The sequence below is a fragment of the Pseudomonas sp. BN414 genome (genome assembly GCF_029871275.1).
In the GTDB taxonomy this organism is placed as follows: domain Bacteria; phylum Pseudomonadota; class Gammaproteobacteria; order Pseudomonadales; family Pseudomonadaceae; genus Metapseudomonas; species Metapseudomonas resinovorans_C.
In genome coordinates this window covers 105,714-125,094 of the sequence record NZ_SSOL01000054.1, presented here as the reverse complement: position 1 = coordinate 125,094, position 19,381 = coordinate 105,714, and the positions used below count along the sequence as shown (strand labels likewise).

12 protein-coding genes, 1 other RNA gene and 1 pseudogene are annotated in these 19,381 nt (G+C 61.1%); 10 read left to right on the top strand and 4 right to left on the bottom strand.

Annotation, left to right across the window (positions count from 1 at the left end):
- The first annotated feature begins 37 nt into the window (after positions 1-37).
- The 4 genes from lldD to E8E95_RS11070 all read left to right on the top strand — a co-directional run bounded on the left by lldD (position 38) and on the right by E8E95_RS11070 (position 4,986).
- The gene (gene lldD / locus E8E95_RS11085) at positions 38-1,183 is read left to right on the top strand and encodes an FMN-dependent L-lactate dehydrogenase LldD (protein ID WP_280349980.1); all 1,146 of its coding nucleotides are present in this window, start codon (positions 38-40) and stop codon (positions 1,181-1,183) included.
- A gap of 58 nt (positions 1,184-1,241) precedes the next feature.
- Positions 1,242-4,055, top strand: a complete 2,814-nt coding sequence (locus tag E8E95_RS11080) for an FAD-binding and (Fe-S)-binding domain-containing protein (protein WP_280349978.1) — start codon at positions 1,242-1,244, stop codon at positions 4,053-4,055.
- A 241-nt stretch (positions 4,056-4,296) separates the two neighbouring features.
- Positions 4,297-4,575: a hypothetical protein gene (locus E8E95_RS11075; RefSeq protein WP_280349976.1), complete on the top strand. Its 279-nt coding sequence runs from the start codon at positions 4,297-4,299 to the stop codon at positions 4,573-4,575.
- A gap of 165 nt (positions 4,576-4,740) precedes the next feature.
- On the top strand, positions 4,741-4,986 hold the full coding sequence (locus E8E95_RS11070; RefSeq protein WP_179057740.1) for a hypothetical protein: 246 nt from the start codon (positions 4,741-4,743) through the stop codon (positions 4,984-4,986).
- Positions 4,987-5,029: 43 nt separating this feature from the next.
- On the opposite strand, the gene E8E95_RS11065 is transcribed toward E8E95_RS11070, so the two are convergent.
- Positions 5,030-7,948 (bottom strand): ATP-binding protein, encoded by a 2,919-nt coding sequence (locus E8E95_RS11065; RefSeq protein ID WP_280349974.1) that lies wholly within the window; start codon positions 7,946-7,948, stop codon positions 5,030-5,032.
- Positions 7,949-8,089: 141 nt separating this feature from the next.
- Between E8E95_RS11065 and ssrA the strand changes: the two genes are divergently transcribed.
- Positions 8,090-8,464, top strand: a transfer-messenger RNA (tmRNA) gene (ssrA, locus tag E8E95_RS11060).
- 417 nt (positions 8,465-8,881) lie between these two features.
- Here ssrA and E8E95_RS11055 read toward each other — a convergent pair.
- The 3 genes and pseudogenes from E8E95_RS11055 to rmuC form a co-directional block, all read right to left on the bottom strand.
- A pseudogene (locus tag E8E95_RS11055) lies at positions 8,882-9,415 on the bottom strand (type I restriction-modification system subunit M N-terminal domain-containing protein); the annotation flags it as partial.
- Between the two features lie 222 nt (positions 9,416-9,637).
- Entirely contained in the window at positions 9,638-9,988 is a 351-nt protein-coding gene (locus tag E8E95_RS11050; protein ID WP_280349972.1) for a hypothetical protein, read from the bottom strand.
- A gap of 1 nt (position 9,989) precedes the next feature.
- Complete coding sequence (rmuC, locus tag E8E95_RS11045; RefSeq protein WP_280349970.1) at positions 9,990-11,555, bottom strand: DNA recombination protein RmuC; 1,566 nt, start codon at positions 11,553-11,555, stop codon at positions 9,990-9,992.
- A gap of 129 nt (positions 11,556-11,684) precedes the next feature.
- Here rmuC and E8E95_RS11040 point away from each other — a divergent pair, with 129 nt between their 5' ends.
- From E8E95_RS11040 to E8E95_RS11020, 5 genes are all read left to right on the top strand, one after another.
- A complete protein-coding gene (locus E8E95_RS11040) occupies positions 11,685-12,560 on the top strand; it encodes a WYL domain-containing protein (protein WP_280349968.1) in 876 nt (291 codons plus the stop codon).
- Between the two features lie 466 nt (positions 12,561-13,026).
- The gene (locus tag E8E95_RS11035) at positions 13,027-14,031 is read left to right on the top strand and encodes a WYL domain-containing protein (protein ID WP_280349966.1); all 1,005 of its coding nucleotides are present in this window, start codon (positions 13,027-13,029) and stop codon (positions 14,029-14,031) included.
- A 105-nt stretch (positions 14,032-14,136) separates the two neighbouring features.
- A complete protein-coding gene (locus E8E95_RS11030; protein ID WP_280349964.1) occupies positions 14,137-14,406 on the top strand; it encodes a hypothetical protein in 270 nt (89 codons plus the stop codon).
- Positions 14,407-14,425: 19 nt separating this feature from the next.
- Positions 14,426-17,662, top strand: a complete 3,237-nt coding sequence (locus tag E8E95_RS11025; RefSeq protein WP_280349962.1) for a DUF726 domain-containing protein — start codon at positions 14,426-14,428, stop codon at positions 17,660-17,662.
- Complete coding sequence (locus E8E95_RS11020) at positions 17,662-19,365, top strand: LeoA/HP0731 family dynamin-like GTPase (RefSeq protein WP_280349960.1); 1,704 nt, start codon at positions 17,662-17,664, stop codon at positions 19,363-19,365. The genes E8E95_RS11025 and E8E95_RS11020 overlap by 1 nt, the downstream gene beginning before the upstream one ends.
- The last annotated feature ends 16 nt before the right edge of the window (positions 19,366-19,381 follow it).

The following is a 19,381-nucleotide window of genomic DNA, read 5'->3' as shown; positions in this document are numbered from 1 at the left end:
TTCCTTACTGCCCTGAAGCCTGCCCCGGACCGACTACATGATCATCTCCGCCTCCACCGACTACCGTGCCGCCGCCCAGCGCAAGCTCCCGCCCTTCCTGTTCCACTACATCGACGGCGGCGCCTATGCCGAGTACACCTTGCGCCGCAACGTCGAAGACCTGGCCAGCATCGCCCTGCGTCAACGCGTGCTGCGGAACATGTCCGAGCTGAGCCTGGAGACCAAACTGTTCGGCGAGACCCTGTCCATGCCGGTGGCGCTGGCCCCGGTAGGCCTGACCGGAATGTACGCGCGCCGTGGCGAGGTGCAGGCGGCCAAGGCGGCCGCGAACAAAGGCATTCCCTTCACCCTCTCCACCGTTTCTGTCTGCCCGATCGAAGAAGTGGCGCCGGCCATCAACCGGCCCATGTGGTTCCAGCTTTACGTGCTGAAAGATCGCGGCTTCATGAAGAACGCCCTGGAGCGCGCCAAGGCCGCGGGTGTGACGACGCTGGTCTTCACCGTCGACATGCCGGTACCCGGCGCCCGCTACCGTGACGCCCACTCCGGCATGAGCGGCCCCAACGCAGCCATGCGCCGCGTGCTCCAGTCCATGACCCATCCGTCCTGGGCCTGGGATGTGGGCCTGCTGGGCAAACCCCATGACCTGGGCAACATCTCCACCTATCGCGGCAATCCCACGGGCCTGGCCGACTACATCGGCTGGCTCGGCGCCAACTTCGATCCGTCGATCTCCTGGAAGGACCTCGAATGGATCCGCGACTTCTGGGAAGGACCGATGGTCATCAAGGGCATCCTCGACCCTGAAGACGCGAAGGACGCCGTGAAGTTCGGTGCCGACGGCATCGTCGTCTCCAACCACGGCGGCCGCCAACTCGATGGCGTGTTGTCCAGCGCCCGTGCCCTGCCAGCCATCGCCGATGCCGTGAAGGGCGAACTGAAAATCCTCGCCGACTCCGGCATCCGCACCGGCCTCGACGTGGTGCGCATGCTCGCCCTCGGTGCCGACACCGTGATGCTCGGCCGCGCCTTCGTCTACGCTCTGGCCGCAGCAGGCGGTGCGGGTGTGAGCAACCTGCTGGACCTGATTGAAAAGGAAATGCGCGTGGCCATGGTGCTGACCGGCGCCAAATCCATCGGCGAGATCAGCGCCGATTCGCTGGTACGCGAACTCGGCCGCTGAGCGGCCACCTCACTCCGGCGGGCCGCCCGCGGCCCGCGACAAATAGACGGGACACCGCATGAGCCTGCCGATTCCTTTCCTCAATACCGTCGAACGCCTGATTCCCCGCGAGCGTCGTTTTGACGATCCGTTGGCCACCCTGGCCTTCGGCACCGACGCCAGCTTCTACCGACTGATTCCCAAGCTGGTGATCCGCGTCGAGAGCGAAGCCGAAGTCATTGCCCTGCTGAAAGCCGCCCACGCCGAACTGGTCCCGGTGACCTTCCGCGCAGCCGGCACCAGCCTTTCCGGCCAGGCCATCACCGACTCGGTGCTGCTGGTCCTGGGTGACAACTGGAACGGTCGCGATATCCGCCAGGGCGGTGCACAGATTCGCCTGCAACCCGGCGTCATCGGCGCCCAGGCCAACGCCTGGCTCGCCCCGTTCGGCCGCAAGATCGGCCCTGACCCGGCGTCCATCAACGCCTGCAAGATCGGCGGCATCGTCGCCAACAACGCCAGCGGCATGTGCTGCGGCACCGCGCAGAACAGCTACCACACCCTTGCCGGGCTGCGCCTGGTGCTGGCCGACGGCACCCTGCTGGATACCGAAGATGCGGCGAGCATTGCCGCCTTCCGCCAAAGCCACGGCCCGCTATTGGCCGAGCTGACGGAGCTCGGCCGACAGACCCGCGCCAACACCGAACTGGCCGCAAAGATTCGTCACAAGTACCGCCTGAAGAACACCAACGGCCTGTCGCTTAACGCCCTGGTGGACTTCGACGAGCCACTGGACATCCTCAGCCACCTGCTGGTCGGCTCCGAAGGCACCCTCGGCTTCATCAGCGCGGTCACCTACGACACCGTGCCCGACCACCCGCACAAGGCCAGCGCGCTGATCGTCTTCCCCGACGTGGAAAGCTGCTGCAAGGCAGTGACCCTGCTGAAGAGCCAGCCGGTGTCGGCAGTGGAGCTGCTGGACCGCCGCAGCCTGCGTTCGGTCCAGAGCAAGCCCGGCATGCCCGAATGGGTGAAAGGGCTATCGAGCAACGCCTGCGCCCTGCTGATCGAGTCCCGCGCAGCGAGCCAGAGCCTGCTGCATGAGCAACTGGCGCAGATCACAGCGTCCATCGCTCACTTCCCGCTGGAGCAGAAGGTCGACTTCAGCGAAGACCCGACCGTCTACAACCTGCTGTGGAAAATCCGCAAGGACACCTTCCCCGCCGTCGGCGCCGTGCGCCAGACCGGCACCACGGTGATCATCGAAGATGTCACCTTCCCGATCGAACAACTGGCTGAAGGCGTCAATCGTCTGCTGGCGCTGTTCGACAAGCACCGCTACGACGAAGCGATCATTTTCGGCCACGCCCTGGAGGGCAACCTGCACTTCGTCTTCACCCAGGGCTTCGACAGCCCGGACCAGGTCGCCCGCTACGAGGCCTTCATGCAGGACGTGGCGCACCTGGTGGCAGTGGAGTTTGGCGGCTCGCTCAAGGCCGAACACGGCACCGGGCGCAACATGGCGCCCTTCGTCGAGCTGGAATGGGGCAGCGATGCCTACCAGCTCATGTGGCAGATCAAGCGCCTGCTGGACCCGCGCGGCGTACTCAACCCGGATGTGATCCTCAGCGAAGACAGCGATATCCACCTGAAGAACCTCAAGCCGCTGCCCGCGGCCGACGAGATCGTCGACAAGTGCATCGAGTGCGGGTTCTGCGAACCGGTATGCCCCTCCAAGGGACTGACCCTGAGCCCGCGCCAGCGCATCGTGATCTGGCGTGACATCCAGTCCAAGCAACGCGCGGGCATCGACACCACTGAACTGGAGCGGGCCTACCAGTACCAGGGAATCGACACCTGCGCCGCCACCGGCCTCTGCGCCCAGCGCTGCCCGGTCGGCATCAACACCGGTGACCTGGTGCGCAAGCTGCGCGCAAAGAACGCCCACCACGCCGGCAGTGCCGACTGGTTGGCCGGCCACTTTGCAATCGCCCTCAGCGGTGCGCGTCTGACCTTGCGTGTCGCCAACGGCGCCCGACGCGTGCTCGGCGCCCCCTTGCTGGAAAAAACGTCCGGCGCCCTGCGCCAGCTTTCCGGCAACCGCCTGCCACAGTGGACACCTGCCCTACCCCAAGCGGTTTCCCCCATCCACATCACCCCGGCCACCGCCGATGCGCGGCCACGGGTGGTCTACCTGGCTGCCTGCGTCTCCCGCGCCATGGGCCCATCGGCAGGCGACCGCGAGCAAGTGCCGCTGATAGACAAGACCCGCATGTTGCTGGAGAAGGCCGGCTACCAGGTGGTATTCCCGGAAAACCTCGACAGCCTCTGCTGCGGCCAGCCCTTCGCCTCCAAGGGGTACGCCGAGCAAGCCGAAACCAAGCGACGCGAACTCGTGGACGCCCTGCTCAGTGCCAGCCGCGGCGGCCTGGACCCTATCTACTGCGACACCAGCCCCTGCACCCTGCGCCTGGTGCAGGACGGCCTGGATTCGCGCCTGCAACTGTTCGACCCGGTGCGTTTCATCCGCAGCCACCTGCTGGAAAAGCTGGACTTCATACCCCAGGACAAGCCGGTGGCCATCCACGTCACCTGCAGCACACAGCACCTCGGCGAAGCGCAGGGCCTCATCGACATCGTCAAGCGCTGCACACGGGAAGTCGTGATACCGGAAGGAATTCACTGCTGCGGCTTCGCCGGTGACAAAGGCTTCACCACCCCGGAGCTGAACGCCCATTCCCTGCGTTCGCTCAAGGACGCCGTGCAAATCTGCGACGAAGGGATTTCAACCAGTCGTACCTGCGAAATCGGCCTCTCCCAGCATGGCGGCATCGACTACCACGGGCTGGTCTATCTGGTGGACCGCGTGACCCGTCCGCGCGCCGGGCTGTAGCGAATACGTCCGCCCCTGTAGGAGCGAGCTTGCTCGCGAAAGATCGAGCTCGGACTTCGCGAGCAAGCTCGCTCCTACAAATAAACCGCAGTGGCGGGTTCAGCTCCCCGCCACTGGCGCAAAAAACCTGAACCCCTGCGGAAACAGGGCAGTCCACCCCCATAAGCCCGGCAAATGGCCATGGGCTTATTCGTCTCGGACGCAAAGGCCCCGAGTGCCGAACAATTGAGAGGTGACTCCCATGAAACGCACCGCCCTCTTCATCACCGCCGCCCTGCTTGCCTCACCCGTATTCGCCGCCGACGACCTGTGCGCGGTCAACCTGCAGAAAATCAACGACGCCATGGCGACCAACACCAGCCTCGGCGAGCCACTGCGCCAGGAAGTCGAAGATCTGCGCATGAAGGCCGAGCAGGCCCAACAGAGTGGTGACACCAAGGCCTGCATCAACCACAGCAGCATGGCCCTGCAGCGCCTGCAGCAACCGGCCACCGATGGTGGTGCTGGCGAATCCAGCTGATAGACGTCCAGCCTGCGGAGGGCGGCCGAGCCGCCCCACAGGTTGTCGCAGAAGGAAGGCCAAGCGAATGCGGACTCGGCAAATCGGGTCCGCTGGCTAACTTCGAAACACAAGCTGGGGGCTTACCTATACTGCTCAGCGGTTAACCCGAAAAGGAGGTTCGACATGCGCCGTCTTGCCGTTTTCCTTGCTGCCGCCCTGCTCAGTGCCCCGCTCCTCGCCTCACACTGTCCAGCGGACATGGCGAAGATCGATCAAATCCTGAAAAGCGATCCACCCGCCGACCCCGCCGTGCTCGAGCAAGTGAAAAAGCTCCGCGCCGAGGGCGAGGAGCTGCATAACTCCGGCGATCATGCCGAGTCCGAGAAAGTGTTGGCTGAAGCGCTGAACCTGCTGCAGTCCAGCGAATAGGAAACCACCCGGGATTCGGCGCGAGCCGGATCCCGGGCAGGCTTCAGGCCTCCTGACCCAGCAGGGAGAGCGCCATGCGGCGTACCTGCTTCAGGTCCACGGGCTTGCTCAGGCAAGCGTCGGCACCACGACGGCGCGCTTCAGCCAGGAGCTTTTCATCCACCGCCGCACTCACCACCAGCACTGGCGTCATTGCCAGGCGCGGGCTGGAGCGCACGAAGTCGAGCACATCGAGGCCGTCGCCGTCAGGCAGGTCCAGGTCGAGCAGCAATAGCGAAGGCGTGATATCCGCCAGCAGCCCCAGTGCCTTGCCCACGGAACCAGCCCCGCGCACTTCCGCCATGTCGCGCAAGCCTTCCTGCAACACCTTCAGGCAAGCCGGGTGGTCCTCCACGCAAAGTACCTTCGGCAACACCTGCGGCTCTTCCATCTCTTGCTTGATCGGCGCCGGCGGCTCGAAGTCGCCCGATGCCGCGACACTGGGCAAGTCGATCCAGAAGCGACTGCCAATATCCGGTGCGCTGCTGAAGCCCATTTCACCGCCCATCAACTCCGCCAGTTCGCGGCACAGCACCAGGCCGATGCCGGTGCCCGGAATGGTGGAGTTCTCCCGGCCCAGGCGCTGGAAGGGCTGGAACAGCATCGTCTGCTGCTCCTGGCTCAGACCCGGGCCGCTGTCGGCCACCCAGAGACGCACGGCGGCGGGGCGAATCTCGTAGCCCATGCTCACCATCCCCTGCGGGCTGTTGTACTTCACCGCGTTGGACAGCAGGTTCAGCATCACCTGGCGCAGGCGGCGGGCATCGGCCATCACGTGCAGTGGCAGTACCGGTGGCGGCATCAGCTGCAATTGCAGATTGCGAGCCTGCAACTCGGGCTGGATCAGCTCGGAGCAGCTGGCCAGCAGCGGGCCGATCTCCACCGGCTTCAGCTGCAGCTTCTGGCGCCGGTTCTCGATGCTCGACAGATCGAGGATGTCATCCACCAGCGAAGTAAGGTGTCGGCTTGCGTTGACGATCTCCTGCGCGTAATCCCCCTCCACCTTGCGATCGTCCTGGCCTTCCGCCTCCAGCGCGATGAGCTGGGCGAAGCCGTTGATGGCATTGAGCGGGGTGCGCAGTTCGTGGCTCATGCTGGACAGGAAGCGGCTCTTGGCCTGGCTCGCCGCCTGGGCCTCGCGGCTGGCGACGCGCAGCTCTTCTTCCACCTGTTTGAGCCGGGTGATGTCCACATGGGTACCGGCCACTCGCAGAGCGCGGCCGTCGGAGTCGCGTTCCAGCACCTTGCCGCGGCTGAGCAACCAGGAATAGCGGCCTTCCACGTCGGCAAAGCGGTATTCAGCGTCGAAGTTGTCCTGGTCGCTGACCGAGAACAGCATGCGCAAGCGACGCACCCGCTCCACATCGTCCGGGTGCACGCGCTCGTTGAATTCGGCGAAGGTGATGCTGTCGCTGCGCAGGCCAAAGCGTTTGACGAAGCGCCCGCTCATCTTGATCGACAGGGTGATGGCATCCACTTCCCAGAGGCTTTCCGTGGTGCTTTCCAGGACCAGGTCGAGGTTGCGTCGGGCTTCCAGCCGCTCCTCCTCGCTCGCCTGCAATTGCGCGCCGCTGAGCTGCACCGCTTCGGCCAAGGCCTGCAACTCGGCGATGCGACTACTGGGTGCGGGTGGGCGGAAGTCACCCTGACCGATGCGTTTCATCATCCCCATGATGCCGGCCATGGGCGTGGCCAGCTCACCGCTGAGCCGCCGCGAGCGAGACCACATCCAGGCGAAGAACAGCGCATAGAAGAAGCCGAGCCCGGCGATCAGCAGGTAGCCGATCTGCTGGTAGCGCTCGGCGAGCCGGTTGGTTTCCTTGAAGATGTTGGCCTCGTCCACCACCATCATCAGCCGCCATCCGGTTTGTGGAATCTCAGCCCAGGCCACCAGCTGCTTGCGCCCACCCAGTTCCACCTCCTGCACATTGCCCTTGCCGGCGGCCATGGCCTCCAGCAGCGGCTGCATCTCGCGGTGGCGAGCCAGGTTGAAGTCCTCGGGCTTGAGCACCTCACGGCGCACGGCTTCGTCGTAGGAGAAGCGCGTCAGCTCGCGCAGGCCGAAGTCGCGCTCGCCCGCCTCCGGCAACGCCATGATGCTGTGGTCACGGCTCACCAGCATCGCGTAGCCCTGCCACGGCACCTTCAGGCTGCCGATTTCGCCCAGCATCTGCCCGACGGTGATATCCAGGCCCACTACCCCTTCGAGGAAGTCGCCACGGTAGACCGGGGTGATCGCCGACATCATCCAGCCGAGACCGGCCGGGTCGAGGTAAACGTCCGTCCACATCGTCTTGCGCTGCGGATTGTGCTTGGCGTCGGCGAGGTAATAGAAGTTGTAGTTGGGTATCACCATGTCATGGGGATACTGCTCGGGCGTCATGAAGAACGGGAAGATGCGGTTGTAGCTGTCCCAGCTGTTGAAGTAGACCGCCGCCACGAGCGGGTTCGCTTCGCGGATGGAACGCATCAGCGGGTCCACCTGGGACAAGCGCAAGGCCTTGTCGTGGTCCTGCTTCTCCACCGGCGTGCTGCTGGCATAGAAGGAAGCGGCGCGGCCATCGTCAGTACGCGTGTAGTAGACGCCGTCGGAACTCAGCACATGACGCTGCCGCTCCAGGTCATCCGGCCTGAAGCTGCGGTCCTGCAAGGCACGGCCAATCGCATCGCGAAATAGCCGCGTGGGCACCTCGATGCCCTGCAGGCGCATGTCGATTACCTTGCCCTCGCGCAGCACGGCGCTGCTCAGATCCTCCAGCGCGCTCTGCTGCAGGTAATCCACCTGGGCATCGCGAATCGCGCTGTTGGTCAACAGATAAGCCGTGATCAACACCGATTCAACCAGAATCAGCGGGATCAGGGCACTCTGTACGAAGGCACGCCAGATCCACTGGCGGAGGGGGGTTCGGGCAGAACGCGGCATGGCGACGTCTCGGCTCAAAGGTCTTCCTGACAATAGCCTGCAATCATATCGCAAGCACCCATGACATTAGGTTAAAAGCGCGGTCGACGCTGCTCCCCTTTTTGCCGTAGAATCCGACCCGTTGTACACCCTGCAGTTCTTGGGGCCGATTAGGATTCGACGCCGGTAACAAAACTCTAGGGGCATGCCGAGCTGGTAGCAGACCTCGTAAATTAGCTGCTGCAAACTATTAGTTGCCAACGACGACAACTACGGGGCGGCCCTCGCGGCCTAACCCTTCTGGCGGCTTCGGCTGCCAGCAGTCATGAGGGGATGCCTGTAAACCCGAAATGACTGTCAGATAGAACAGGATCGCCGCCAAGTTCGCTGTAGACGTAACGGCTAAAACTTATACAGCTCGCTCTGAGCACCCTGCCAGTCGGGCCGCAAAGAGCTAACTCAGTAGACTTGGCTAAGCATGTAGTCCCGAAAGCGGAGAGCTGGCGGACGGGGGTTCAAATCCCCCCGGCTCCACCAAAAACAAGCCCCTGAAAAGCTTAGAGTTTTTCAGGGGTTTTTCTTTGGGTGTCGAAAAAGTGTCGAGCCCCTCAAATCTCCCCAGCAAGAAGGAGCTTGCAGAAAATTCATCGCATGGAACGACTCTTCGACGAGCTGGCGCATCATCGCAGGCGCCATTGAGAAAGAGATGCAGTAACGCCGTTCAGAAGCAGCGGAGAAGCGGCTCATCCAACAGATTTGCTCCATGCGATTGGAGCTCCAAGAATTCATATTGTGCGGTCGATTATCCCTTCAGCTCGATCAACTCCGTCGCCAAAGCAATTGCCCGCACCCGTTCCAAAGCCAGCGAAGTCGAAAGCTTGCCGGCATTCACCAAATCCACCATTCGCCTCGCTGCGTCTTGCTCCAATACACCAGCAGCCAAGGTTAGGGCTAGTAGTCGTCGTTTTCGTCGGTGAGCTTGCGCGCAAGCTCCCCGCGGCGGCCGGCGAAGCTGTCGGAGATGTACTTGAGGAAGATCAGCCCGAGCACGATGTGCTTGTACTCGGCGGCATCCATATTGGCGCGCAGCTTATCGGCGGTGGCCCAGAGGGTTTTCTCCAGTTCCTGCAGACTGGTGGCGGCCTTCACCTTTGTCGGGTTCTGAGCCACTGTCTCAACAACATAAGCGGCGGATGCTTCCGCCACCGCTGCCGGTTCCATCCGCTCACGCACTTTGCTCAACACCTGCTCAGCCAGGCTACCCGACGTCGGCTCGCCGCTCACCCGCTTGACCGCACCACCCCGGCCCCGCCCCTTGGCCAGGACCCCCTCCTCGATCAGGCCGTCACGCACTGCCCAGAAAGCTTCCTCGGTCAGTTGCGGAATTTGCCCGCGCACACGCTCCAGAAGGGATTGGTTGCCAATGGTGTTGCCATCTACCGGCACTGATGCGAGCAGGACTGCACGCAGGTTGTTGAGGTCCGTCATGTACTGCTCCATCACCAGTACGCAGCAACGGCTGCGCCTTAAACATTCGAAATACGTCTATCGGACGAAACGTTCGTCAATCATCGGCAGGCCGGGGCAATCAAACCCCTGCACTGGGCCGCCCCTGGACCAGGGCTCCAGGCAGCAAAGAATGCCGCATTATCCTTGTGGGTTTCCCCATTTGCACGGGCGTTCTGTGCGCTGAATCCATCCACTTATCGACTAGTCATCCCAGCGGTCATCGTTGTCCAGATCGCGGTCTGAACCACCCTGGTCGTAATCCCAACGGCCGTCATTGTCCAAGTCCCGATCCGAGCCGCCCTTGTCGGAGTCCCAACGGCCATCGTTGTCGACATCGCGGTCCGAACCACCCGCTCCGTAGTCCCAACGTCCATCATTGTCGAGATCACGGTCATTACCGCCCTTGTCATGGTCCCATCGGCCATCGTTATCGACATCGCGATCCGAGCCACCACGACCAAAGTCCCAGCGGCCGTCATTGTCCAGGTCGCGGTCTTCGGCCTGGGCACCTGCACAGAGCGCCAACGCCAGCAACAGGATGAGCGCACGCATTTCAGACCTCCTCGGGCTGCGGCTCATGCTCGAGCAGGTTGAGCTCAAGATCAGCTCTATCGACCCACTCCTCGGTGATCTCCCCCTTCACCGCTACGCCCAGCTGGCGGAAATCGCTGACCTGCTTGACCAGGTTGCCCTTGCCATGCACCAGTTGGTCGCAGGCCTTCTTATACGCGTCCTGGGCTTTTTCCAGGCTCTTGCCCACCCCATCCATGCTGCCGAGGAAGGTACGCAGCTTGTCGTAGACCTTGGCCGCACGCTCGGCCAGTTCTGCGGTGTGCTTGTTCTGGTCTTCGAAGCGCCACAACTGGCGCACGATGTTCAGGCTGGTCAGCAAGGTGGTCGGCGTGGCAACCAGCACGTTCTGCTCGATGGCCTTCTGGAACAGGGTTTCGTCAGCCTTGAGCGCCTCGACGAAGGCCGATTCGATCGGCACGAACATGAACACCATCTCAGGAGCATTCAGCCCAGGCAGGTCGAAGTAGTGCCGGTCGGAAAGTTCCTTGATGCGCTGGCCGACGGCCGCCACATGCTCGGCCAGGGCCACACGTCGCTCGGTGTCGTCCTCGGCGTTGATGTAGCGGGTGTAGGCGTTTAGCGACACTTTGGCGTCGATGATCAGGTGCTTGCCCTGAGGCAGGTGGACGATCACATCAGGGCGCTTGCGACCCTCGTCGTCGGTGAAGCTGATCTCGCGCTCGAAATCGCGACCCTGGATCAGCCCGGAGCGCTCCAGCACGTTTTCCAGGATCAGCTCACCCCAATTACCCTGGGCCTTCTTCTGCCCCTTGAGGGCAGTAGTCAGGTCCTGGGCCTCTTGGGTGATCTGCCGGTTGAGCTCTTTCAGGTGCAGGAGCTCCTGGGTCAACGCGGCCTGCTGCTGCACGTCCTTGAGGTGGATGTCCTCAACCTTGGTGCGGAAACCTTCAATCTGCTCGCGGAAGGGCTTGAGCAGCGCATCCAGAGACTGCTGGCTGTGCTGCGAGAAGGCCTGGCCCTTGGCCTCGAAGATCTGACCAGCCAGTTGCTCGAACTCCAGCTTGAGCTGGTCGCGGCTATCCTTCAGCAGTTGCTGCTGCTCGGCAAAGTGCTGTTGCTTCTGCTCCAGGGTACTGCTCAGGGTCGCGTGTTCTCTGGACAGATTGGCGAACTTCTCCTGCAGCACGTCATGGCTGTTCTGCTGGCGCCCGTGGGCCTGCTTGAGCTCTTCATGCTGCTGCAACAGCTGTGCATGCTGAGCACGTGCGGCGCTGGCCTGACTCTGTGCGTCCGCCAGTTTAACTCCGAGCTGCTTCAGCTCTTCCCGAGCACCGGCCGCACTCTCCTGGGTATAGCGTTGCAGCTGCTCCACATGCGCCTTCTCGGCCCGCACAGAAGCGGTCAGTTCGCGCAGTTCCAACTCCTGCTGCTGGCTGATGGCGCGCTGCTGATCGAACAGCACCTGGCAATTCTGCAGCCCAGCCTGCGCCTCACGCCGACGCATCAACTGCCAGAACAGTGTCACGCCCAAAACCAGCACCAGGGCAATTGCGAGTCCTGCCAAAGACATTCCGATATCAGCCACAGCGTTTCTCCTTCTGCTAACCCGCCGATGACGGCCGGCTTGAATGACACCATCAGGATATGTAGCGTAAAGCGACGCATCCACGGTGTTTACCCGTACAGGTAAAGTTTTCGAGCAGATGGAGAAGCCATGAAGCGCAAGCAATCAATCGAATCAGTGCGCTGGGATCTGGCGTTGCGCTATCGCCTGATCGAGACGGTAGCCTGGTGGGAAGGCCGACTGACAACTGGGCACCTCATACAGAGCTTTGGGATCAGCCGGCAGCAGGCGTCGAAAGACATCAACACCTACATTAGCGAGCATGCGCCCAAAAACCTGACATATGACAAGCACCTGAAGGGGTACGTACCCAGCAAGCAGTTCAAGCCGCTGTTCATTGACGACAGCGCCAGCGCATACCTGCACCTGCTCAATCAGAACCACGACCGCGCCCCACATATCGAGGGCCTGGCGCTGGCCTATGCCCACACCGAGGTGCTGCGCGTACCGGATCGTTCGGTCAAGCCCGAAGTGCTCCGTCCCATTCTGCGTGCTTGCCGAGAAGGGCTCCGCCTGGAGTGCGAATATGTGTCCTTCACCACCCCAGACGGCGAAGCCCGCCTGATCGCTCCGCACACTCTAGTCTTCACCGGCATGCGATGGCATGTACGCGCGTACTGCGAGAAAAACCGTGATTACCGAGACTTTGTCCTGAGCCGCTTCAGGGGCACCCCGGAACTCATGGATGACACATCAGAGAACACCCGCGAGCAGGACGGCGGCTGGAATAGCTTGGTGGAGATCATCATCGAACCGGATTCGCGCCTGAAGCCCGATCAGAAAGTCATCATCGAAAACGACTTCGGCATGCTCGACGGGCAACTGGTGATCAACACACGAGGAGCGCTGGTGCAGTACGTACTTCAGCGCTACCAGATTGACCCAACCAAGGTGCATGCCAAAGCCACAGCACAGCAGATCGTGGTGGCGAACCTGGATGAACTTCGTTCCTGGTTATATCAGTGAGCGACGCCCGCGCGTTGTGCTGCGGGCTAACCGAGCTGATTCGATACTGTCGAAAAGCTTGAGGGTTTGAGCCGAGACGGGGTTCCGGGCCTCGCCTACACACCCGCGACAGAATCTGACGCCACCTCTAGGTACTGTCTCTTCCATCCGCTCGATAGAGGAGACGCAGCAAATGCGAAAGGCACTGACCCATTGCTGCCAATGCTGTGACTGGCAGCAGACGTCGCTGCTCGGCGACGGGGAATGCATGCTGCAAGAGCCTTTCGATCACTGCCCCCAGTGCCGATCACCTAGCCCTCTTATACGACGGGCAACCCGACTAGAGACCCTAGGCGCAGACGCCGCTCGCTCGAGAAGATCCTTGCCAACCGGCAACCATGGCAAACTGCCATCGAATAGGGGTAAATTCGCCACATAAGTGACGCCAACAAACGTCACTCCAGTTCAAGACGACAAGGAAGTAGTTATGTCCGAAGCCAAGGACACCCTCCTCAGGCAACTGACCCTTTTGCGCCTGATCCCCGAATTCCCGCGCTACATCTCCTCCCAGACGCTGCTCGAAAAGCTGCACGACCGTGGCTATAGAGTGGAGCTCCGTACTGTACAGCGGGATCTGAACCGGCTGTCCGCGCCCTTTTCGCTGACCAGCAACAAGAAGGGTGGGCGCAATGAATGGAGCTACACGAAAGGCACACCGTTGGACCTGCGCGATATGGAGCCCTCGACCGCGCTTGCCCTCTACCTGGCCGAGAGCCACCTGCGCAGCTTACTGCCACAGAGCGTGCTGGACCTGCTAATGCCGCAGTTCAACAAGGCGCGCAACTACCTCGGCAACCTCGGCCAGAACGATCTGGCCCACTGGGCCCGACGCGTCCGCACCCATCCCAACGGCAAGGCCCTGCAGCCGGCCCAGGTCGATGCCGACGTCTGGCGGGCAGTCTCCGGCGCACTGCTGGCGGCCCGCCAGCTGCAAGTCGACTACCTCAGCCGCAGCAAGGGCGAGGCCAAGACGCTGCTGATCCACCCTGCCGGCCTGGTCTCCCGCCAGTCCATTGGCTACCTGATTGGCACCGTCGATGGCTACGACGATCTGCGCCAGTTCGCCCTTCATCGCATCCGCCAGGCCGAGTGCCTCGACACCGCCGCCCGCGAACACCCCGACTTCGAGATCGACCGCTACATCCGCCAGCACCTCAACACCGCTGCCCCTATCGAACAGGTGGAGCTGGTCGCCGACATATCACCGCAGATTGCCTGGCTGCTAGGCGAAACCCCGCTGAGCACGCAGCAGAGTCTGGAGCTGTTGGAAGGTAGCGACTGGAAACGCCTTCGCGCCATGGTGCCGGACGATCAGGAGACGCTTTGGTGGGTATTCGGGTTGGGTGAGAACGTGCGGGTGCATGAACCAGCGACATGGGCTCAGGCGGTTCGGCAAAAAGCCGCCAAGCTGGAAGCGCTCTACGCACCGTGAACGAGGCGAGCGGTGCATGAATTAGTCGTGCATCACAACAACCCGACTCGGCAGCCCCAGAACGAACCCTCTTGCAAAAAACACAGTCAAGGAACCGACAGATCAATGGGCATTGTGGCTGGCATCGTCATCTTTCTCATCGCGCTAGGCGCCCTTGTAGGTCTCATCGAACGAGGAGCCGCATCACGGTTGTTACGCCCTTACATTGGCCTTTTGCTGATCGCGACACTGATCGCCGGCCTGGGCGTAGTCGTGGGTTTTCTGTTCAGCGACCTACAGGGCTTCTTTCTCATCGTCGCCAAGATCATTGCCGTTTTCGCCTGTGCGGGCTTGTGCCTGCACCTGATCGCTATGGTCGCCAAGCGCTGGCTGTAACCTCGGATAAGGAGATTCCATGCCCCAACCATTCAGCTTCCAGACTTCGCCTGGCGCCAGCCACAACGCGACGGAAGCCAATATCTTCATTCACGGCTACAGCGCCGGGCATAGCGACGAGGACAAAAAACTCCTACTCGACAAAATTCCCGACCAACTCAGGAACTACACCAACATCTTCGCGTTCTGGCCCTCGAATCACTACCTCCATTTCGACAAGTCTTCGCTTTGGAGGCTTGGCACAGCGGGTCTGACATTGGTAACAGGAGGCCCCCTCACTTACCTGGACCTAGCAGGCTCTTTCGCCAAGGACCGGAGGAGCAACTTTACTGACGCCCGCTCACGGGCGGAAAGAATGGGTGCAGTGCTACTTGAGCAATTGAGCGAATACCTGCGCCGCGACCACCCACAGGTTGAAACTATCAACCTGATCGGCCACTCGCTCGGAGGCCGGGTGGTCATCAGCAGCCTGAGAACCTTCACAAAGAGGCAGCAGCTCGCGATCAATGATGTGCTGCTGATGGCCGCCGCAGTCGAAGTAACAGCCGTCGAAGCGCAGCAAATGCGCGGGCTGCTCCAGGGCCGCCTGATCAATGCCTATTCCAAGGCAGATAAGGCCCTTCTGTTGAACTGGGGTGAAACCTGCCTAGGGCGTAACGAGGTCGAACATTTCGAGAGCATCGAGATGAACGACTTCGGCCACACAGATTACTGGGAGCGGCTACCTGAAGTGCTGGCAGAAACACGCTTCAAAGCATGCACACCCATCTCGTCAGAGCCTGCTCAAGCACCTGCTGACGCTTTCATGCCAACCCTGGCGCCCGAACAATATGCCGAAGAACACGACATGACACTCGAACTGAGCAGCCCAAGTGAGGTTTACCAGCGAATCAACGACGAGCTGGCACTCATCATTGGCGAACTGAACAATCCGTCGGACGACGAAGCCCTGAACCAGGCTCGCGAAGAGGCACTCCGGCGGCTCACCGAACATCGGGCGGCACTGCTCAAGCGGCTCGCCGAGCTGGAGCAAAATGCCGAGTGGAACACGTTCACCATTGCCTTCTACGGCGAAACCGGCGCGGGCAAATCGACCCTAATCGAGACCTTGCGCATCCTGCTCCAGGAGTCTGGTAAGCGGGCGAGCCAGCAGGCATTCCGCAAGCTGCGCGAGCAGTATGGGTTGACTGAAGAAACCCTGCAGCGGCTGCAACAGAGTATCGAGCAAGCCGAAGCTCGACTCGGCGAACTGACGCAGCAGCTGAGTGCCACACTGCAGCAATTCGAACAGCCGTTCAGGGAAGCCCAAAGCGCCCTCGACCAGGCCAACGCCCGATCCAGCGAGTTGGCGCAACGACTTGGCAGTGCGCTCCAGCAGCAAGAGCAATCGCACAAGAACGCCCTTGCGGCCGTCACCCGTCTGCACACCCTGCTCGCCGAACGTAAACACACCGCGTCACTCTGGCAGAAGCTGTTGAACCTGTTCCGAAAAATGCCGGAAGAGATCGAGTTGAATGAGGCCACTGCCACGCTGACAGCGACCACGGCGGCACGCGACAGTACCGCCGCGACCCTGGAAGTCGAACAACAGAAGGCCGGGCAGGAACGCCTTGCTCTGGAGCGGCAGCTGGGCGAAATCGCAACAGCGCGCGACGACGCCTGTACGGCGCTTTCCGCCCAGCAGACGGAGGCGACGCAGCATCAGCGAACACTCTCCCAGCAGCGCCTGGAAAATGAAAGCCAGCTGGCGGACTTGGTGGCGCAGCTGCAGGTCCATGCCGACGGTGAAATCATCGGTGACGGCAGGCCCGACTACACCCGAGAAACGCAGCGCTATGAGCTCGAGCTGGACGGCCAGCGCTTCGCACTGTTGGATGTACCTGGTATCGAGGGCAAGGAAGGCCTGGTACTCGACCAGATCGAAAGTGCCGTCCAGACCGCTCACGCGGTGTTCTATGTCACCAACCAGCCTGCACCGCCGCAAACGGGCGACGGGCAGCACCAAGGCACACTGGAAAAGATCAAGCATCACCTGGGAGCGCAAACTGAGGTATGGACGATTTTCAACAAGAAAATCACCAGCCCTAAGCACTCACTGTCTGGCCGACCGCTGATTTCCGACGATGAGAGCATCAGCCTTGCCGGGCTTGACGAGAAGATGGGCGAGCAGCTTGGCAAACACTATCAGGCGGTGTTCCCGCTGAGCGCGCTGCCTGCATTCCTCGCCTCGACCGACCACCTCGCGCCTGGGTCGCAGAATGCCAAACGTCGCAGCAAAGTGCTCGAGGACTTCGGCGCCGACGAGTTGCTGGAAAAGTCCCGTCTACGCGCCTTCCTGCAACTGCTCAGCGGCCGGTTGCTCCTTAACGGCAAAGCCAAGATCATCCGAGCCAACTTCAACAAGGCCAATGATGCGCTCAACCAGACCACCAAAACGCTCTCTGGCGTTCAGCAAACCCTGAACGCACTGTCGAACAAACTCTCCCAGGAAGAGCAAAGCGCCAAAAGCCAGTTGAGCAGCAGCTTCCAGGCGCTGAGAAAACGGCTGGAATCCTGCGGCGAAACCTTGATCGACAACTTTGCCAGCAACGTGCGCAACAGCGTTTACGCACAGATCAGAGAAAATATCAGCAACGACGCTTTCAAAAGTGCCCTGACCGAGCAGCTTGAAACCCAGCAGCAACTGCTGGGCAAGCAACTGCCCAAGGCAGTGAATGCAGAGGTCGGCAATTTCCAGAACGCAGCCGAAGATATTCTCAAGCGCTTCGAAAAACATGCCCAGGAGTTGACCGCAAGCTACGCGAAGCTCGGCAGCATGCGCTTCAACGAGCATTTCAACCTCAACATAAAAATCGATAACGGCATCAAGATTGCGGGGCTACTGGCCAGCCTAGTGGGTATCGCCGCGGCACCGTTCACTGGCGGGGCCAGCCTGTGGGTCGCTGGGGGCGCAGCGCTTACCTTCCTGATCGCAGTCGGCAAAGCGTTTTGGAGTGCAATCGACAAGGACTACAAGCAGTCCCAACAACGCCAAGCCACGGATAAAAACCTGCGCAGTGCCACCGAGCAATTGCGCGACACGCTGCGCGAAAGCCTGGACAGCGCCCTGAGCGAAATGCAGGGGACCATCGACCAACTCGACCTGGCACTTGAAGCGCCTGCCAAACAGGCTGCTAACCAGGTGAGCACGCTGTCTCGCTCGACTAACCGCCTGAAAATCCTCTCCCGCCAAATCGAAATCGCAGGAAATCTGTAATGGAAAACACTCTCAAGACGTTCAAGGCCCAACAGGCAAGCGCGCTGACGCTGCTCGACAGGCTGCAAGGTTTTCTCAGCCAGGGCGTGCAGGCCGGAGTACCGATTGACCCCGCTTTGAGCAGCAAGCTGCAGAATGTCATCAACAGCGTGTCTGGTGAAAAACTCAAGGTCGCTCTGATTGGCGGCTTTTCTGAAGGCAAGACTTCGATTGCGGCAGCCTGGATGGAGAAGCTGGACAGGTCCAGCATGAAGATCAGCCACCAGGAGTCTTCCAATGAGGTGAAAGTCTACGAAGTCGACGAAGACTTCGTACTGATCGACACTCCGGGGCTGTTCGGCTTCAAGGAACAGGAAAATGCCGAAACTCACACCATCGAGAAGTACAAGGACATCACCAAAAAGTACGTGAGCGAATCTCACCTGGTGCTCTACGTGATGAACTCGACCAACCCCGTCAAGGAAAGCCACAAGGATGACCTGACCTGGTTGTTCCGCACCCTGGATCTGCTGCCACGTACAGTTTTCGTCCTCAGTCGCTTCGACGAAGTAGCCGACGTAGAGGACGAGCAGGACTACCAGACCAACCTGCAGGTCAAACGCGAAAATGTGGCAGGCCGGCTTCGCGAACAGATCGGGTTGAGCGATCAGGAAGCGGCCGAACTGTCCATCGTCGCCGTGGCTGCCAACCCCTTCGACATGGGTGTGGAGCACTGGCTGGCCAACCTCGAACAGTTCAAGGCTCTGTCGCATATCGCCACGCTGCAGACGGCCACCACTGGAAAGATCCAGCAGAACGGTGGTAGCGCCGCACTGGCCAACGATATGCGCGCCAGCGTAATCCGTGACGTGCTCAGCAACCAACTGCCCATTGCCATCGAGAACGATCAGAAGGTTTCCTTGGAGGTCGGCAAACTCGACGAGCTCAACGTTCGCCTGGGCAAACAGCTAGCAGTGACCGGGCAGCAAATCGAAGATGCACGCATCAGCCTGCGCGAGTTCGCCACACGCTACTTCTCCGATCTGATCTTGCAGGCCAAGGGTTGCAGTCTGGAAACCTTTGCGGACTTCTTCGAGCGAGAGGTCGGTGCTGAAGGAATCATCTTGTCCACCCGCCTGCAGAATGAATTCAGCCGCCAGACCCAGTCGATTTCGCTTGAGGTCGAAAAGATGCAGGTTGGCTTCGACAGTGAGGTCAATCACTTCAACACCACCGTCAAAGCCCTGGGTAAGCAAGGCATCAACCACGTGCTCAAAGGCAACCTGATCAACAACACCACGGTACTGGCCGCACGTGATGGCCTCACTACGATTGCCAAGACAGTGGGCATGGATATCGGCAAGTACCTGAAGTTCAAACCGTGGGGCGCCGTGAAGTTCGCCAAAGGCGCCAACGGGGCACTGGCCTTCCTCGGCGTGGCCCTCGAAGCCTGGGATAGCTGGGAGCAATACAAGCGCGAAGAAGCATTCAAGAAGTCCATCGCAACGATGGTCGACAACTTCGAACAGCAGCGTCAGGACTTTCTCGCCCTGGTGAACTCCGAACGCTTCAAGGAAGAGTTCTTCCCCGACTACCTGCTGCTCAATAGCCGCCGACAAGAACTGCAAAGCAATCTGGATGAAGGCCGCAAACGTCAGCAGCGTTTCCAGGCATGGCGAGCCGAAGCAGAAACCATCGACGCAGAATTCAAAACACTGGACTAACTCCGTTCAGGCGCCC

What these genes read in the sequence shown, in the direction of transcription:
- lldD (WP_280349980.1), top strand. Translation starts at nt 38, where the DNA reads ATGATCATCTCCGCCTCCACCGACTACCGTGCCGCCGCCCAGCGCAAG.
- E8E95_RS11080 (WP_280349978.1), top strand. Translation starts at nt 1,242, where the DNA reads ATGAGCCTGCCGATTCCTTTCCTCAATACCGTCGAACGCCTGATTCCC.
- E8E95_RS11075 (WP_280349976.1), top strand. Translation starts at nt 4,297, where the DNA reads ATGAAACGCACCGCCCTCTTCATCACCGCCGCCCTGCTTGCCTCACCC.
- E8E95_RS11070 (WP_179057740.1), top strand. Translation starts at nt 4,741, where the DNA reads ATGCGCCGTCTTGCCGTTTTCCTTGCTGCCGCCCTGCTCAGTGCCCCG.
- E8E95_RS11065 (WP_280349974.1), bottom strand. Translation starts at nt 7,948, where the DNA reads ATGCCGCGTTCTGCCCGAACCCCCCTCCGCCAGTGGATCTGGCGTGCC.
- E8E95_RS11050 (WP_280349972.1), bottom strand. Translation starts at nt 9,988, where the DNA reads ATGCGTGCGCTCATCCTGTTGCTGGCGTTGGCGCTCTGTGCAGGTGCC.
- E8E95_RS11040 (WP_280349968.1), top strand. Translation starts at nt 11,685, where the DNA reads ATGAAGCGCAAGCAATCAATCGAATCAGTGCGCTGGGATCTGGCGTTG.
- E8E95_RS11035 (WP_280349966.1), top strand. Translation starts at nt 13,027, where the DNA reads ATGTCCGAAGCCAAGGACACCCTCCTCAGGCAACTGACCCTTTTGCGC.
- E8E95_RS11030 (WP_280349964.1), top strand. Translation starts at nt 14,137, where the DNA reads ATGGGCATTGTGGCTGGCATCGTCATCTTTCTCATCGCGCTAGGCGCC.
- E8E95_RS11025 (WP_280349962.1), top strand. Translation starts at nt 14,426, where the DNA reads ATGCCCCAACCATTCAGCTTCCAGACTTCGCCTGGCGCCAGCCACAAC.
- E8E95_RS11020 (WP_280349960.1), top strand. Translation starts at nt 17,662, where the DNA reads ATGGAAAACACTCTCAAGACGTTCAAGGCCCAACAGGCAAGCGCGCTG.